Source organism: Butyrivibrio sp. AE3006 (assembly GCF_000424165.1).
In the GTDB taxonomy this organism is placed as follows: Bacteria; Bacillota; Clostridia; order Lachnospirales; family Lachnospiraceae; genus Butyrivibrio.
Genome location: NZ_AUJJ01000028.1, coordinates 1 through 15,469 on the forward strand (window position 1 = coordinate 1; position 15,469 = coordinate 15,469).

Genomic DNA, 15,469 nt, shown 5'->3' on the forward strand with positions numbered 1-15,469 from the left:
AATGATCTGGGGTCTGTCAAGTAGACAGGCAAAACAAACAAAATAACATCAAACGAAAAGGTGGTCACATAAACAGTGATCACCTTTTTACTTTGTCGATGGTTGTATCCATCATATTTATCCTTGGTCTGCTTGTTGACTACTATAACTGCCAGGAAATAACTGTCAACCCTGCGCCAAGCGCACCGCGGAGCGGCGTTGGGGTTGACTGATATTTCCTGACAGTTATTCTGTAGTCAAGCAGATCAAGGATATTTGTGCGCTTTAGCGCACTTTATTCAAGGGCAGAGTCGCCAGACTCTGGCTTCGTTTTTGATAGATGATTATGCTGCCCACTTTGCCTTGTACTTCTGGATGCGCTTGTTCTCCGCAATAGGATAATCCTCTGGAGTGTCTGTGAGCAGAGCTTCCTGACGTACTTCTGCCGGAGCCTTTCCTTTAAATCTTTCCTGTGGACGTTCATATGTGTAGAAGTGGAGATATTTTTCTATTGCATCTCTGAGCGATGTTTCGTCGTTTATGTCATACATTGCATACATTTCTGTCTTGATTATTCCCCAGAATCCCTCTGTAGGACCATTATCAATGCAATGTCCAACCCTGGACATTGACTGATCCATTCCTTGGTTCTGAAGCTTCATTTGGAATACTTTGCTGGTGTATTGAAATCCACGATCTGAATGGAACAGAGGTGTGGCATCCGGATATGCCTCTATTGCCTTATCAAATGTTTTGAAAACTAATGCATTATTGTTTCTTGTACTGATTACATATGATACCGGAACACGATCATAGAGGTCCAGAATAGCGCTTAGATATAGTTTTTTATTGACCTCTGGAATCTTGAATTCTGTAACGTCAGTAGCCCACTTCTCGTTAGGTTTGTCAGCATGGAAATCTCTGTTAAGCTTGTTTGCTGCAACTGTTTCCGGTGTAGCATACGTATACTGTTTTCTCTTTTGACGTATAATGGCATGGATCCCAAGAGCCTTCATGATCCTGTGTATGCGTTTGACCTTGTATTCAGTACCATTGAAATGATTTATGTACAGTGTCATACGTCTGTATCCAAGGATATGGCCAAAGCGATCGTCATACTCTCTTATGAGTTCAGCAATCTTATGGTCCTCTAGTTCTTCTTCGGGGATCTCCCGATTAAGCCATTTGTAATAAGCTGCGTGTGATACACCCAGTGTTTTACACATCCAGTTTATACTCCAGTGCTTTTCATTGTAGAAAGACTGTATTGCTATATATTTGCACTCAAACCTAACCTTACCGAGCCTCACATCCCTTCCAATTCTCTCACTTTTTTTAACAGTTCAACAGTCATATCCCTTTCCTGAAGCTGTCGTTTAAGTCGCAGGTTTTCTCTGCGTAAGCGTTCAAGTTCATTAACTTCATCATCTGTTTTGTGATGTCCACGCTTATCAATGAGGGCGTCTTCTCCGTTAGCATCAAACTTCCTCACCCAGCTGTACACCTGTGTATAGGAAACATCATAGGTGGCTGCTGTACCTTTATAATCGCGATCATGATCAATGCAGTACTTAACGATTTCCTTACGTTCTTCAATAGTGGTTTTTCTTCTAGCTTCTGCCATATAGACCTCCCGCTTAGGATCATAATCCTTAAGCTCTCTATTGGCATTATACTTTTTTATCCACCGTCTTAAAACCGTCGTGCTTGAGATATCATATTTAGCAGTTATGTCTGTTATTGATCCTTTTCCTGATAAATAATCCTCAACTGCATTTATTTTAGTAATTGAAGAATACGATTTCGCCGTCGAATGATCATCCGAAAAAGCACTCGCTCCTCTAAGTTTATACTTCGCAACCCATTGTCTCAGTGCTGAATCTGAACGTGTTTCTTTATTATAATGAATTCCATTACGCTCACATACATCATAAGAGTTATACTTTCCCGACAGATAATCTTCACAAGCTCTGATTTTTTGCGCTGCACTATATTTATAAGAAAACACAAAAATACCTCCAAAGTAGACTTTGGTTATTTAACCTATCTACTTTGGAGGTATCATATCAGAATTAGTGCGAGGCCCCTTTTTAGTGCTAAAAGTCTTGATTAACACAAAGACCAGGCTTCGAAAAGCCTGGTCTTTGCTGTAAAATATATTTATGCTACTAAATAAAATCTTACAAGGAAATTATAGCCTTTCTTCCTTAAATCATCAAATAAAACTTCCGCTCGACATAGACCTATCAGTAGCAGATGACGATCCGGTACGCCTGGTAAGCGCATTCGTGGAGGAGATGGACCTTTCTGATCTTTATGCAACATATGAAAGAATCAGAAAAGGCCAGGCAACGCCCCGTCATATGATGAAGATAGCAGTCTATGCAGCAATGAACAGAATCTTCTCATCTCGAGACATAGAAACCTCATGCAAGCGTGATATCAATTTCATGTACCTTCTTGAAGGCTTGCCCGCACCGGACCATTCAACCATTGCAAGGTTTATTTCCCTGCATCTGTCACAGTGTTCAAAACAGATGATGGCTCAGGTTGGAACAATCCTTCTTGATCTTGGTGAAATCTCTGGGGAGAACATCTTCATCGATGGCACAAAGATTGAATCCGTGGCGAATAAATATACTTTTGTCTGGAAAAAAACAGTTTCAAAAAACATGGCAAAACTGACTGAGAAGATATGCCTCTTCTGCGCAGAGTGCGAGGAACTTTATGGCCTGAAGATTGTCTATGATGACCAGATATCACTTCATACATTAAAAAGACTCAAAAAGAAACTTTACAAGATTAAGAATGATGAAGGAATAGAGTTTGTCTATGGCTCCGGAAAGAGAAAAACTGTTCTTCAAAGGTCTGTCGAAACACTTGAAGAATACATAAAGAAACTCAAGGATTACACATATAAGCTGTACAAGTGTGGAAATCGTAACAGTTATTCAAAAACAGATCCGGATGCAACCTTTATGCGCATGAAAGAAGATGCCATGCTGAACGGACAGCTTAAACCTGCTTATAATCTCCAGCATGGTGTCGATGCCGAGTATGTTACCTGGCTTGATATATATCCAAATCCCACAGATACTCTGACACTCATTCCGTTTCTCAATGACATGGAAAAACATCTGCCGTTTAAGTACAAGAACATCGTGGCTGATGCCGGTTACGAAAGTGAAGAGAATTATGTTTTTGTCGAGGAAAATGACCAGACAGCATACATAAAACCTCAGAATTATGAACTTTCAAAAACAAGGAAATTTAAAAATGACATCAGCAGACGTGAAAACATGGATTATGACAGTGAGGATGATGCTTATGTTTGCAGGAATGGCAAAGAATTAAAGGCAATCTTTACCCGCAACGAAAAAACAGCAAGTGGCTATTCAAGAAGTGTCACTACGTATGAATGTGATAGCTGCAAGGAATGCCCGTACAAGAAAGATTGCATTAAAGGAAACAACTGCAAGACACCATTTGAAGACAGGAACAAAAGGCTTTACGTTTCGAGAAAGCTTGAAGAAAAGCGCAGTGAATGCCTTAAGCGGATAACCAGCGAATTCGGCACGCAGCTCAGAATGAACCGAAGCATTCAGGCGGAGGGTTCATTTGCAAATGTAAAAGAAGACATGAACTTCAGAAGATATTTGTATAAGGGGACGAAGAATGTTCTTGCACAAAGCGTGTTGCTTGCAATCGGATTCGATATCAATAAACTGCATCACAAGATCATGGCCGGCCGAACAGGAACTCATCTTTTTGAGCTAAAGAAAACGGCATAATTTTTGATCCTTAAAAATCAAACTCCTGTATCTGATCCGAAGATATCTTCGGACTATTAAGTTACTCTAAAAATATGAGATATGAGCAGAAAGCAGATATAAGTACCGATTTTTAGGCCTGAAAAAGGGCCATCGCCCAGATGATTTAATCATCTAATGCGACAGCCCCTTAAGTTTTTATTGTTTAGTTTGTTACCACTACGAAATTCCCAAAATATGAGAATTTGTATTTGGAATTATCTGTATCTATTTCATTTTCCGCTATATCGTCTCTATGCAGGATGAAAATGTTTCCATCATCAAGGTAGGAACCAAAGGCTTTATCAAAATCCTCCGGCAGACTAAATACAAATTTTCCAAAGGAATCTGCGATTCTAAATTCTGAGTTATCATCCCTGTAGTGAACGGTTTCCATAAATTCATAAGGTGATGTCTTTGTGTAATACAGGGCAACCATGTATGGCGCTGATAAGTGCGAGTAGGTTGAGTAAACAAGCTTATCGTCAGCTGCTGCTTCGTTTGCATAGCTGCAGGCTTCACCATAGCCCGGCATGAAGGCCTCAGCACTCATTTTGTTGTACTCGCCAAAATATGTCTTTATGAATAGAACGGCGCCTATAAAGAATATGGCAGGTGCCACGGCCTTGCAGGCTATCATCATAGCATGTATAGCCTTACTTGCTGTAGATTTCTCTATCAAAATGAATTCTGATGTGGTAAAAATATATCCTCTTGCAAGAAAATACATGGCAGGTATGAAGAGTACCACCATTCTGTTTATATCTTCCTCAACAAAGAGCCCGAAGATAAATGCCGGTACAAATAAGCTTATTATGAAGATGTCCATGCATTCACCGCGTTTTGCTCTTATAAAGCTTGCGATAATGCCTATGATGGTCATAGGAAAGGCAAAGGTAAACAGCGGAGCATAGCCCGGTATATAGTTTAGAATCTGCTCAGATGAGTTACCCACAGTCAGATTCTTAACCATGGTAATAAAGCTCTTTGCGATGGCCAGCATAAAGCCTGAACCGGAGGCAAATACGGATCTTTTTGCGGTAAGAGCATTTATTGTAAATACCTGTGTTACGATCTGCGGAAGTCCGAAAAAGCTTACTGCATAGAATAGGATCAGCGGCATTGATGCCAGAATAAACAGTATAATGCCGAGGATCATCTGGAAAGGTGTCATACGACCTGTTTTTACGCAGAATATGGATATTATCAAAAGATGAATCGGTATAATTATGGTGGTTGCGCCGTAGCTGTAGAGCGATAATGCATAGCAGATGGCTGACAACGCAAAGATAACTGTGGCCTTTACATCAGATGAGCTAAGAACCTGCCTTTTCTTTTTATCTCTTGTCTGGAAAAGTGTTCCCACATTTTCGAAGGAGGAAAAATCCTTCTGAAGGGTCATTCCCTGAGCAAAAAGGAAAAGTGCCAGGATAATCCAGAAAGGTGTGGTGTTACTGTCAAGACTCCACCTTGAGAGCATCAGATGATAAGGACTAAAGGTGATGATGCAAAGTGAAACCAGCGGAATCCAGACGTATTCGCCGTTTATATTCTGAAGTGAGTTTATGTTTTCAGAGGTTTTAATACTGGTTGAGGATAGCTTCTGTATTGTAAGGAAGAACAGAGGAAGTGTAATGATCCCCAAAACAGCCGGTAATGCACGAAGTGTTGTGACCCCTGAACCAAAAAGGAATGTGGTAATCACATTGAGGTAGATCATAAGCGGACTTCCGCCGCCTGAACCGTAGGTTATGGGATAAACCGGGAACCTGAAGCCGTTTCTGTCGATGCCAAATGCGGACAGAATGTAAGCCTCATATCCTATAGAAGCTTCATCCTGGTGAAGACCCATTGGAATTTCGCCAAGTTTGTACAATCTAAGGAGAGCTCCCACTACCACTACTGCGATAGGAAGCAGAATAGTATAGAGTTTATTAAATGAAACATTTGAGATATTGATCTGAGAGCTGCTGCTTTTGTCACGCTTATACCATAGAACAACACATCCGCCAGAGGCAGCCAGATATAATAAAGTAAATAATAGGTTTATTTTACTCATAGTGTGCTCCGAAGCTTGATTTTTCTAAGGATTTTATTCCTAATATCCATTAATTATAGAAAACAGCTGGCCTTCCGTCAAACTAAAAACAAATTTCGTTATAGTAGCAAAATCTGACATTCATGTGCTATAATAAACTCTGTTTGACAATTTATGGAGGATTGTATAATGCCAATTAAGATAAACAGTTTCATGGGTAAATTCGGATGGTTTGCAAGAAAGCATTTTCCTATGCTTGCAAGTGAAGCATATTTGAAGCTTCAGTTTGTCACAAGACATAAGTCTCAGCAGAAGTATATTGACTACTTCATGAACGCACCTGAAGTGCCGATGCCCAATGTTGTAAATATCGAGACCATCAACAGATGTAACTCTACCTGCGCTTTCTGTACAGCTAATGTACACGCAGAGAAGAGACCTCTTTGCAAGATTGATGATGAGCTTTACAAGAATATCATCGACCAGCTTGCAGACTGGGGCTACAAGGGACATCTTACTCTTTATGGTAATAACGAGCCCTGGCTTGATACCAAGATTGTTGAAAGACATAAGTACGCAAGAGAGAAGCTCCCTGAGAGTTTCATTTTCATGAGTACCAACGGTCTTATCCTTACAATTGATAAGGTTAAACAGATTAAGCCTTACATCAATCAGCTCATTATCAATAACTACAGCATGGAATTTAAGCTCCATGACAATATTCAGGAGATCTATGAGTACGTTAAGGCTAATCCCGAGGAGTTTAAGGATCTTGATATCGAGATTCAGATGAGATATTTAGAGGAAGTCCTTACAAACAGAGCAGGCTCTGCACCCAATAAGCAGGCCACAGAGAAGGTTATCAAGGAGACATGTCTTCTTCCCTTCACAGATATGTGGATCATGCCTAACGGTAAGCTTGGTCTTTGCTGCTGTGATAACTATGAGGTTACTGATTTTGCCGATCTTAGTAAGGTAAGCCTTAAGGAAGGCTGGGCTTCAGAGAAGTTCATGGAAGTCAGAAGAAAGATCGCAAACGGTCGTCAGAACGAGCCTTTCTGTAAGCACTGTGATTTCATCGATGCAGGCTTCCGTATGACTATGGTTAACGCTATTCTTGAGGGAAGAGATCCCAACAAGCTTGGCGGTCAGCAGAGAATGAAGCTCATCAAGAAGGAAGACTGATTTAAGGAGTAATTGTGAAGGATTTTGCCGGAAAAATACTTTCAAGATGGTATATCCTGCTTATAACTTTGTTTATTATGGCTGTTTTTACCATGTACATGGTGGTTGGTGAAAACAGCTATATTGCTATACCCGATAATCTCGATCTTTTCATGGCACAGTACAAGATGATGCAAAATACCGATACGTTTTTTGCTCGTGATGCGCTGGTGCCGTTTCTTCATGGGATCAGCAGAGATAATCTCCCCGGTGAGTTCTATCTCTATTCGGTATTATTTGAAGTTTTCCCCGCTTATACAGCATATATCCTGGGATATATTCTAAAGGTTGTGATAGGCCTTGTTTCATGTATTCTGCTTGCAAAGGATTTTGGGCTTAAATGCGATGCCCCTGCATATATCTGCGGGTTTGCCTATGGAATACTTAATCTGTTCCCTGCTTTTGGAATTTCCTTTGCTTCAATCCCCCTCGTGATCTATCTCCTAAGACGGATCTACAAAGAGGGCCTATCGGTAAAATCAATTAAATTCTATGTGCTTTTGTTCTTGTACCCGGTAGTTTCTTATTTTTCCTATTTTGGAATGTTTATACTTGGATACCTGGTGCTGGCCATAATATGGAGATGGATAGCAGATAAAAAGCTATCAATCCCTCTTTGCATCGGCCTTGTGGTGCTGGCGGCAGGTTTTGTCATTTTAGAGTATCGCCTTTTTGGAACCATGCTCTTTTCTGATGAAGTTACGATCAGAAGCTCCATGAAGGATGCCAGTATGACGCTTCCGCAGATTTTGGGAGAGTCCTTTGATGTATGGAAAAACGGCATGATGCATGCAGATGATGCCCATTCATATTTTGTTTTGCCCATATGCATCATCTATTTTGTTTTTCTGAATGTGAGATATATTTGGAAAAAGAACATTCGCGGGATTTTTGGTGATGTTTATAATCTGTTTGCTGTGCTTTTAGTATTTAACAGTGCAGTATACGGGTCATATTATAGCGAGGCCATGAGGAATCTTGTTGCAACGCTTGTTCCTCCTCTTACGGGCTGGCAGTTTAACAGAACCATCTTCTTTAGCCCCTTTTTGTGGTATGCATCTCTTTTTATAATCTGCTACCGGATGGCTAAGGCAGCAGGGGAGAGCGATAGTGATATTTATAGGAAGGCTCTGAGCTTTGGATCTGCAATCATACCGGTCGTAGCAGTATTTGTGATCCTTATCGGATCAAAGCACTATAACGATCTCTATGACACTGCTTACGGAACGGCCTATAGGATAAAGACGGGCCATGAAGTGGACAGGCTTAGCTATGGAGAATTCTATTCAGAGGAACTTTTTGATATAATAAAGAACGATATTGATTATTCGGAGAATGATTGGTCGGCAGCCTACGGAATGCATCCCGCAGTGCTCGAATATAATGGAATATCAACCATAGACGGCTATCTTGGATTCTACACCCAGGAATATAAGGATGCCTTCAGAAAGGTTATAGAGCCGGCGCTTTCCCGCAAGGAGAATACCCGGATATACTTTGATGAGTGGGGAGCAAGATGTTATCTCTATTCGGGAACCGATGATTCAATAGTTATGGCTACAAGAAGCTATACCGGTGTCACCGATAATGATATTTATATTGACAGTAAAGCTCTGAAAGATCTGGGCTGCAGATATATTTTTTCCAGAATAGATATATCCAATGCGAAGGAAAAAGAACTTACGCTAAAGGGCACATACAGTGATGAATCATCGCCATATGTGATTTATGTATACGAGGTTAATTAAGGAAGGTAAAGTGATGGATAAGATTGCGGTTTTAATCCCCTGCTACAACGAAGAGCAGACAATTGAGAAGGTCATAAAGGACTCAAAGGCAGCCCTGCCTGATGCGGTTATTTATGTATATGATAACAATTCATCGGACAGAACTGCAGAGATTTCAAAGGCAGCAGGCGCCATCGTAAGACATGAGTATGTACAGGGAAAAGGGAATGTAATCCGCAGAATGTTCCGTGAGATAGATGCAGAGTGTTATATCATGGTAGACGGAGACGATACCTATCCTATGGATTCAGCTCCCGGAATGTGCGAACTTGTACTTAATAAAAACGCTGACATGGTTGTGGGAGACAGACTTTCATCAACATATTTCACCGAGAACAAGAGACCTTTCCACAATTTTGGAAACAGTCTTGTAAGAGGCAGTATAAATAAGCTTTTTGATTGTGATATCAGAGATGTTATGACGGGATTTCGCGCATTTAGTTACGAATTTGCAAAGACATTCCCTGTTTTGTCCACAGGCTTCGAGATTGAAACCGAGATGACAATTCATGCTGTTAACAATCACATGCAGATAGAGAACTACATCATAGAGTTCCGTGATCGTCCGGAGGGCTCCGAGTCCAAGCTCAACACCTATTCTGACGGTATGCGCGTGCTTATGACAATTGCAAGACTTTACAGAGATTATAAGCCCATGGGCTTTTTCTCAATCCTTGCTGCGATTTTCGCCGTTGTTTCAATTGCTTTCTTTATTCCGATCCTTATTTCTTATATTGAAACAGGATTGGTTGAGAGATTCCCTACTCTTATCGTATGCGGCTTTGTTATGATGGCTGCGCTGCTTTCGATATTCTCGGGACTGATGCTCAATAACATGACAATAAATCACCGAAGAGAATTTGAGATGAGGCTCATAAGCCTTCATTCCGAAAAAAAGGAAAAGCTAAAAAAATCTTGACAAAAATATGCCCTCTTTATCTGAGAAAACCGGAAAAGAGGGCATTTTTATGGGATTTTTTATTTTGAATTTACTGTGACCACAATCTTAAGATTATCTTAAGATTCGAAAGCCTTTCTACAAAATAATTAAATTCATGATATTATCAAAAGGATAATTAATTTTGACTGACTTACTGAGAGGAGTTTTTTATGAAAAAGAAGCTGGCACTTGCCATGACACTTATGTTGGTATTTTCTGCCGGATGCTCAAAGGAAGCAGTATTATCTGCCAAAAACAATGCTAATAAGGCACAGACAGAAGCTTCTGAGGAGAATGTAACTGGCACTGAAGATGCCGGTGCGAATGATGCAAACAGCGCAGAGTCATCTACTGAGAATGCAGATGCTGAGAATTCTTCAGGTGATGCTTCTTCCGTAGCAGCTTCATTTAATCCGGATGATATAGTTGAGCCTGAGATTGCAGAAGAAGTGATAACACAGCCTGTTGATGTTCTTCAGAAGGATGCAGAAGCAGATGCAGCCGCAGCCGCATCAGCAGAAGCTGAGGCACAGACAGAGGCGGCTGTTCCGGAGGATAACACTATCGATATTGTTTTTCTTGGTGACAGCCAGTTTGACAATGCCAGAGATACAGGAAGTGAGATCCCTGCATATACCAGAGCGCTTATGGGTGATGATGTACGAGTTTATAACCTTGGAATCGGCGGAACCTGTGCTTCCATAGAGAGAGGTGCCAGTGATCTTCCGCAGGATATCAATGATTCATGCTTTGTAGGCATTTGCTATGCTCTTGCAGGACAGCTCCCGGATGATTCATTTATGAATAATACATCTGCAGCTGAGGATTATCACAAGGTTAATCCTGCCAATGTTGATTTCTATGTTATAGAATACGGTGCAAACGATTACATCAATGGTAAGGATTTAAGTACTGAGGGGGAGCCCTTTGATATTCACTCCTTCAGAGGCGCTCTTAATAAGGGTTGTGATATTTTAAGTTCCATAAGCCCTAAGGCAAAATTCATCATCTGCAGCCCTTCATATTGTATCTGGTATGGTGCTGACGGATATGTTATTGGAGACAGCTACACGGTAAGTAAGGGAATAGGTACTCTTGCGGAGTATGCGGATATATCAAGGAACCTTTGCGAGGATAATGGCTATTTCTACCTTGATACTATGTATGCTACATATTTTGATCTGAAGATTACTACTTTTGAGGATTATCTCGCTGACGGACTTCATTACAAAGAGGTTGGCAGACAGGTCTATGCCACGGTTTTGGCACATTTCCTGAACAAATCTCTTGGACGCGATGATGCAGAGCTTCCATATATTGAGATTAATTCATTTACTTATAATAATTAACAACTAATATAATTATGCGATATAATGGGCTTCAGGGTATTTAGTAATAACCTGAAGCTCATTTTTTAGGAAGGAGAGTCTTTTTGATGAAAAAAGGACCCCGCTTGCTTGTCAGCACAGTTATTTTTTTGATTATTCTTGCAGGTGCTGTTTTTGCAGCAATGCTTGTCACAGAGAGAAAATCCAGCTATGAGAAAAATGCATCCTTTTTCCAAGAAGCAAAGGCAGATCATCTTGATGTTCTTTTTATAGGATCATCCCATGTGATAAATGGTATCAATCCGCTGGTACTTTACGAGAATTATGGTATTACTTCATACAATCTCGGTGGACACGGAAGTCTTCTGCAGGAGAGCTATTGGCAGCTTATAAGGGCGCTTCAGTACTGTAAACCGGATTATGTGGTTGTTGATGCCTATATGCTTGAGAAAAACTATAAGTATCTTGATAAATGCTATGAGGATACGCCGGAGGACGAGCGTAAGACATCCATAGAGCAGCTCCATCTTAATATGGATGCTTATCCCTTGAGCAGACTTAAGATAGCAGCCATAAACGATCTTATAGAGGATAAGGATATAAGGAATCAGTTCCTTTTTAACTTCATTGTTTATCATGACAGATGGAAGGAGCTTGAGGGCAGCGATTTTAAGAGACTCACAGGTACCATGAATACCAATTCGGCTATGGGCGCTGAGATGCGATATCTTGTAAAAACCGATGTGGATGAATATCCTCAGTGCGAGGAAGGCCAGGTTCTTGATGAGCACACAGTCGGCGAAGAGTATCTGATGAAGATTATCGATGAGTGCCAGAGAGACGGAATAGGTATTCTTGTGACTTACCTGCCTTTTTCAGCTGAGACCAAGGATCAGATTGCGGCTAATACTGCTGAAGCTGTAGCCGAAAGATATGGCGTTCCCTGCATCAATATGCTTAAGGAAGATGGCATTATTGACGAGGCTACAGACCTTAACGACCACGGACACCTCAATGTTAACGGAGCAACCAAGGTCACAAATCGTATTGGAGAGTGGTTTAGCCAGAATGCGGATCTTGCAGATCACAGAGGAGATGGCGACTATTCCAAGTGGGATGAGCTTGCGGCAGATTTTCATGAAGAGTTAGACGACATGCTGCTTTCCGGAAATGATATCAGATGTGAGCTCAATCTTCTTATGAGGGATGATGTCAGCAGCATTGTTTATGTAAATACTGAGTCAGAAGCTTTTCATGATGAGGGTATTAAACACCTAATTTCAAGGCTTTCAGGGACTGATGGAATAGAGATGGCATCAGCTACGGAAGGTCCTTACATACTGATTAAGGATGCAGCCTATGGCAAATATGAGGCCTGCGGCATGGAAACCATAGAAAATGCCGCCACAGCCATGGGAGAGCTTACTTATATTCCGATTGAGAAGAATTTCAGGCTTCTATATCCTTCAAGTGATGAGGAAGTGAACTATTTATATGATGATACTCATTATGATGAAGATATTCAGATTTTGATATATGATAATAATAGTGGAGAGATACTTACCCATCTGTATTATGAACCAGAGCAGACAGAATATGTTTCCACAAAATGATTTTAGAAAGGAAAGAATAAATGGCTAAAGTTTGTGTAGTAGGAATTGCGGGAGGATCAGCTTCGGGGAAGACCACCATCGTCAACAGGATCAGAGAGAAGTTTGGTGATGATATTGTTGTTATAAGCCACGATTCATATTATAAAGCTCATAACGACCTTTCTTATGATGAGAGAAGCAGACTTAACTATGACCACCCCTCTTCTTTTGATACAGAGCTTCTTATAGAGGATGTGAAAAAGCTTAAGAGAGGCGAGGAGATTGATATCCCGGTATATGACTATGCTATTCACAACAGATCAGAGCAAACTATTCACGTGGTTCCAAAGCCCGTAATTCTGCTTGAGGGAATCCTTATTCTTGAAAATAAAGAGCTTAGAGACCTTATGGACGTTAAGGTCTTTGTTGATACTGATGCGGATGAGAGACTTATGAGGCGTATCAGAAGAGATACTATCGAGAGAGCCAGAAGTGTCGACTCTGTTCTTACACAGTATGGCGAGACTGTTAAACCTATGCATGAACAGTTCATTGAACCCAGTAAGAAATACGCTGATCTTATTATTCCAAGAGGCGGTGAGAATCTTACAGGAATCAATATCTTTACTGAACATCTTCAGTCCATGCTCAGGGAGGAGGTACGCTGAGGATGATTGTGCTTTCGGTTCTTGCTCTAATATTATGGCTTTTTATTATACCGATGTGCATGGGACTTCTTTTGCAGGGACTGCTTCCTTACACAAAAAAGACCATTGGGATAACCTTTTTATGCGGTTTTATCCTTTCTTTTGCTGTGTTTGAGGTAGTATCTATTCCCTGTATGATTTTGTTAAAGTACGGCGCTTTTAAGATGTGCGTACGTGTTTTTGGAGCCTGCGAGATTCTGCTTTCTGCTTTAGGTGTATTTTTAACAGCAAAGAGAGTCAGGAAAAAAGTCCGCGATGGCTACGTGCCAAGATTTTCTGAGGATTTCAGGGGAGGCAGAATTCATACCTTCATGAAGCTTACCTTTCCCGGTGAAGAGAAGGCAGATCCTTCAGCTCTTATAAGCCCAAGAACTGATGTGAGAGTGATGAAGGTTCAGTACAGCCTTGAGAGCTATGTTTTCTGGGGAATCTTTTTTCTTATAGTATTGTTCCAGTTATTTATGGCAGTATTTATGGCACCCTTTGACGGAGATGATGCTTATTATGTAGTTGAATCTCTTCTTGCACAGCAGGCCGGGGTTATGAATACAATCCTTCCTTATACGGGAAGCTCCACAAGCCTTGATCTTAGACACGCAATGGCTGTATTTACCATGTGGGAAGCATTTATCGCCAAGGTTAGCGGAGTGCATGCGACTATCGTGTGCCATTCCATTATGCCCCTTGTGCTTTTGCCACTGGTTTATCTTATATATCTTGAGATCGGAAGAATCCTTCTTGCCGGTAAGCAGGCGATGGTTCCGATTTTCATGATATTTATGTCTCTTTTTATCATGTTTGGAAATACTTCCATTTACACTGCAGAGACCTTTCTTATGATGCGTACCTGGCAGGGTAAAGCCATGGTTTCCAATTTTATCATTCCGCTTATTTTGTGGCTGTTTTTGTGGATGTTTGATGATTGCAGAAAGCCCGGATATCTGTGGAAGGAAGAGACAGCAGGCGGAACAAGGGTTATCAGAAACTGTTCATGGGTGATCCTTTTTATGGTCAATATGTGTGCAGGAATCATGAGCTCCATGGGAATCATGTTTGCATGCGGCTTTACAGCACTTTTGACCTTCCTTTTACTTATTTACACAAGAGATTTTAAGGTCATCGTTAAGGCGGCCCTTTCAATAATTCCCAGCGTGATATATCTGCTGGTATATAAATCTATGTAGAGGTTATTATGTACGGAATTTTTATGGAAAGCTGGGTGATATTTAAGCAGTACGGAGGAAACGGCTTTATGCTGGTCCTTTTTGCGGCTGCTCTAATATATCTCCTTATAGCAGAGAAAGATTACAGGAAAAAGATGGTGATCGGGATTGCGCCGCTCATCGTGCTTCTTGGCTTTTTTGTGCCCTTTACCAGAATAGCTTATGTTGCAATCTTGGATGATGGGGCAGATACCTATTACAGGATACTGTGGCTTCTTCCTATGGGAGTGTGCATCGCCTATGCGGGCTGTAAGCTTTTTGCTTCTCACAGAAGGATTGGCACGGTTGTTGTCAGCGCTCTTATCATTCTTTGCGGCAGCATTGTTTATAAAAATCAGTATATGCAAAGAGCTGAGAATCTTTATCATATACCGCAGGTTGCTATCGATGTCTGTGATGTTATATCGCCCAAGGAGGGTGAGCCCAGAGTAAGAGCGGTTTTCCCTGAGGAGCTTGTTCATTTTGTAAGACAGTACGACACTAATATCATGATGCCTTACGGAAGAGATATTATTGCATGGAAATATTACAACGCTGTTCATGAGGCTTATGAGAATGTTGAGACCATAAATGCAGAGGAGCTTCTTGCCGCAACAAGAGAGACTAAATGCAGATATATTGTTATGCCCAAGGGCAGAAGTATTGATGTGGACCTGGAGAAAATGGGACTTACTCTCATTGCAGAAGTGGATGCATATAATATTTACGAAGACCCTAAGATGGTAAACTGATTCCTATGACTTTTAATTCTTACATATTCATATTTGTATATTTGCCGGTATTTATTCTCGGAATACATTTAATCCAGAGATTTTGTAGTACGAGAGATAATGCCGAAGTTA

12 protein-coding genes are annotated in these 15,469 nt (G+C 40.8%); 9 read left to right on the forward strand and 3 right to left on the reverse strand.

The features are described from left to right. Positions 1-323: 323 nt before the first annotated feature. Together G603_RS0114070 and G603_RS0114075 are read right to left on the reverse strand one after the other, a co-directional pair. Positions 324-1,289, reverse strand: coding sequence for an IS3 family transposase (locus tag G603_RS0114070; protein WP_026669667.1), 966 nt, complete (start codon positions 1,287-1,289; stop codon positions 324-326). Beyond that, positions 1,286-1,987, reverse strand: coding sequence for a helix-turn-helix domain-containing protein (locus G603_RS0114075; RefSeq protein WP_051207548.1), 702 nt, complete (start codon positions 1,985-1,987; stop codon positions 1,286-1,288). Before G603_RS0114075 ends, G603_RS0114070 begins: the two co-directional genes overlap by 4 nt. A 154-nt stretch (positions 1,988-2,141) precedes the next feature. Between G603_RS0114075 and G603_RS0114080 the strand changes: the two genes are divergently transcribed. Further along, the gene (locus G603_RS0114080; RefSeq protein WP_026670630.1) at positions 2,142-3,770 is read left to right on the forward strand and encodes an IS1182 family transposase; all 1,629 of its coding nucleotides are present in this window, start codon (positions 2,142-2,144) and stop codon (positions 3,768-3,770) included. Positions 3,771-3,954: 184 nt separating this feature from the next. Here G603_RS0114080 and G603_RS0114085 read toward each other — a convergent pair whose 3' ends face one another. Then, positions 3,955-5,847 (reverse strand): hypothetical protein, encoded by a 1,893-nt coding sequence (locus G603_RS0114085; RefSeq protein WP_026670631.1) that lies wholly within the window; start codon positions 5,845-5,847, stop codon positions 3,955-3,957. Between the two features lie 168 nt (positions 5,848-6,015). Here G603_RS0114085 and G603_RS0114090 point away from each other — a divergent pair, with 168 nt between their 5' ends. The 8 genes from G603_RS0114090 (at position 6,016) to G603_RS0114125 (ending at position 15,358) form a co-directional block, all read left to right on the forward strand. After that, positions 6,016-7,011, forward strand: a complete 996-nt coding sequence (locus tag G603_RS0114090; RefSeq protein ID WP_026524608.1) for a radical SAM/SPASM domain-containing protein — start codon at positions 6,016-6,018, stop codon at positions 7,009-7,011. A gap of 14 nt (positions 7,012-7,025) precedes the next feature. Beyond that, positions 7,026-8,798: a DUF6044 family protein gene (locus tag G603_RS0114095; protein WP_026670632.1), complete on the forward strand. Its 1,773-nt coding sequence runs from the start codon at positions 7,026-7,028 to the stop codon at positions 8,796-8,798. A gap of 13 nt (positions 8,799-8,811) precedes the next feature. Beyond that, on the forward strand, positions 8,812-9,756 hold the full coding sequence (locus G603_RS0114100; RefSeq protein WP_026524606.1) for a glycosyltransferase family 2 protein: 945 nt from the start codon (positions 8,812-8,814) through the stop codon (positions 9,754-9,756). 191 nt (positions 9,757-9,947) lie between these two features. Next, positions 9,948-11,126, forward strand: a complete 1,179-nt coding sequence (locus G603_RS0114105) for an SGNH/GDSL hydrolase family protein (protein WP_026524605.1) — start codon at positions 9,948-9,950, stop codon at positions 11,124-11,126. An 86-nt stretch (positions 11,127-11,212) separates the two neighbouring features. Beyond that, entirely contained in the window at positions 11,213-12,718 is a 1,506-nt protein-coding gene (locus tag G603_RS0114110; RefSeq protein WP_026670633.1) for a hypothetical protein, read from the forward strand. A 20-nt stretch (positions 12,719-12,738) separates the two neighbouring features. After that, positions 12,739-13,365 carry a uridine kinase gene (gene udk / locus G603_RS0114115; protein WP_026670634.1) on the forward strand — a complete coding sequence of 209 codons (627 nt, stop codon included), beginning with the start codon at positions 12,739-12,741 and terminating at the stop codon, positions 13,363-13,365. Positions 13,366-13,367: 2 nt separating this feature from the next. Then, a complete protein-coding gene (locus tag G603_RS0114120; RefSeq protein ID WP_026670635.1) occupies positions 13,368-14,588 on the forward strand; it encodes a DUF6077 domain-containing protein in 1,221 nt (406 codons plus the stop codon). Positions 14,589-14,596: 8 nt separating this feature from the next. Continuing rightward, complete coding sequence (locus tag G603_RS0114125; protein ID WP_026670636.1) at positions 14,597-15,358, forward strand: hypothetical protein; 762 nt, start codon at positions 14,597-14,599, stop codon at positions 15,356-15,358. The last annotated feature ends 111 nt before the right edge of the window (positions 15,359-15,469 follow it).

Excerpts from the sequence above, each read along its gene's own strand:
- G603_RS0114080 (WP_026670630.1), top strand. The coding sequence starts at position 2,142 with ATGCTACTAAATAAAATCTTACAAGGAAATTATAGCCTTTCTTCCTTA.
- G603_RS0114085 (WP_026670631.1), bottom strand. The coding sequence starts at position 5,847 with ATGAGTAAAATAAACCTATTATTTACTTTATTATATCTGGCTGCCTCT.
- G603_RS0114090 (WP_026524608.1), top strand. The coding sequence starts at position 6,016 with ATGCCAATTAAGATAAACAGTTTCATGGGTAAATTCGGATGGTTTGCA.
- G603_RS0114100 (WP_026524606.1), top strand. The coding sequence starts at position 8,812 with ATGGATAAGATTGCGGTTTTAATCCCCTGCTACAACGAAGAGCAGACA.
- G603_RS0114105 (WP_026524605.1), top strand. The coding sequence starts at position 9,948 with ATGAAAAAGAAGCTGGCACTTGCCATGACACTTATGTTGGTATTTTCT.
- G603_RS0114110 (WP_026670633.1), top strand. The coding sequence starts at position 11,213 with ATGAAAAAAGGACCCCGCTTGCTTGTCAGCACAGTTATTTTTTTGATT.
- udk (WP_026670634.1), top strand. The coding sequence starts at position 12,739 with ATGGCTAAAGTTTGTGTAGTAGGAATTGCGGGAGGATCAGCTTCGGGG.
- G603_RS0114120 (WP_026670635.1), top strand. The coding sequence starts at position 13,368 with ATGATTGTGCTTTCGGTTCTTGCTCTAATATTATGGCTTTTTATTATA.
- G603_RS0114125 (WP_026670636.1), top strand. The coding sequence starts at position 14,597 with ATGTACGGAATTTTTATGGAAAGCTGGGTGATATTTAAGCAGTACGGA.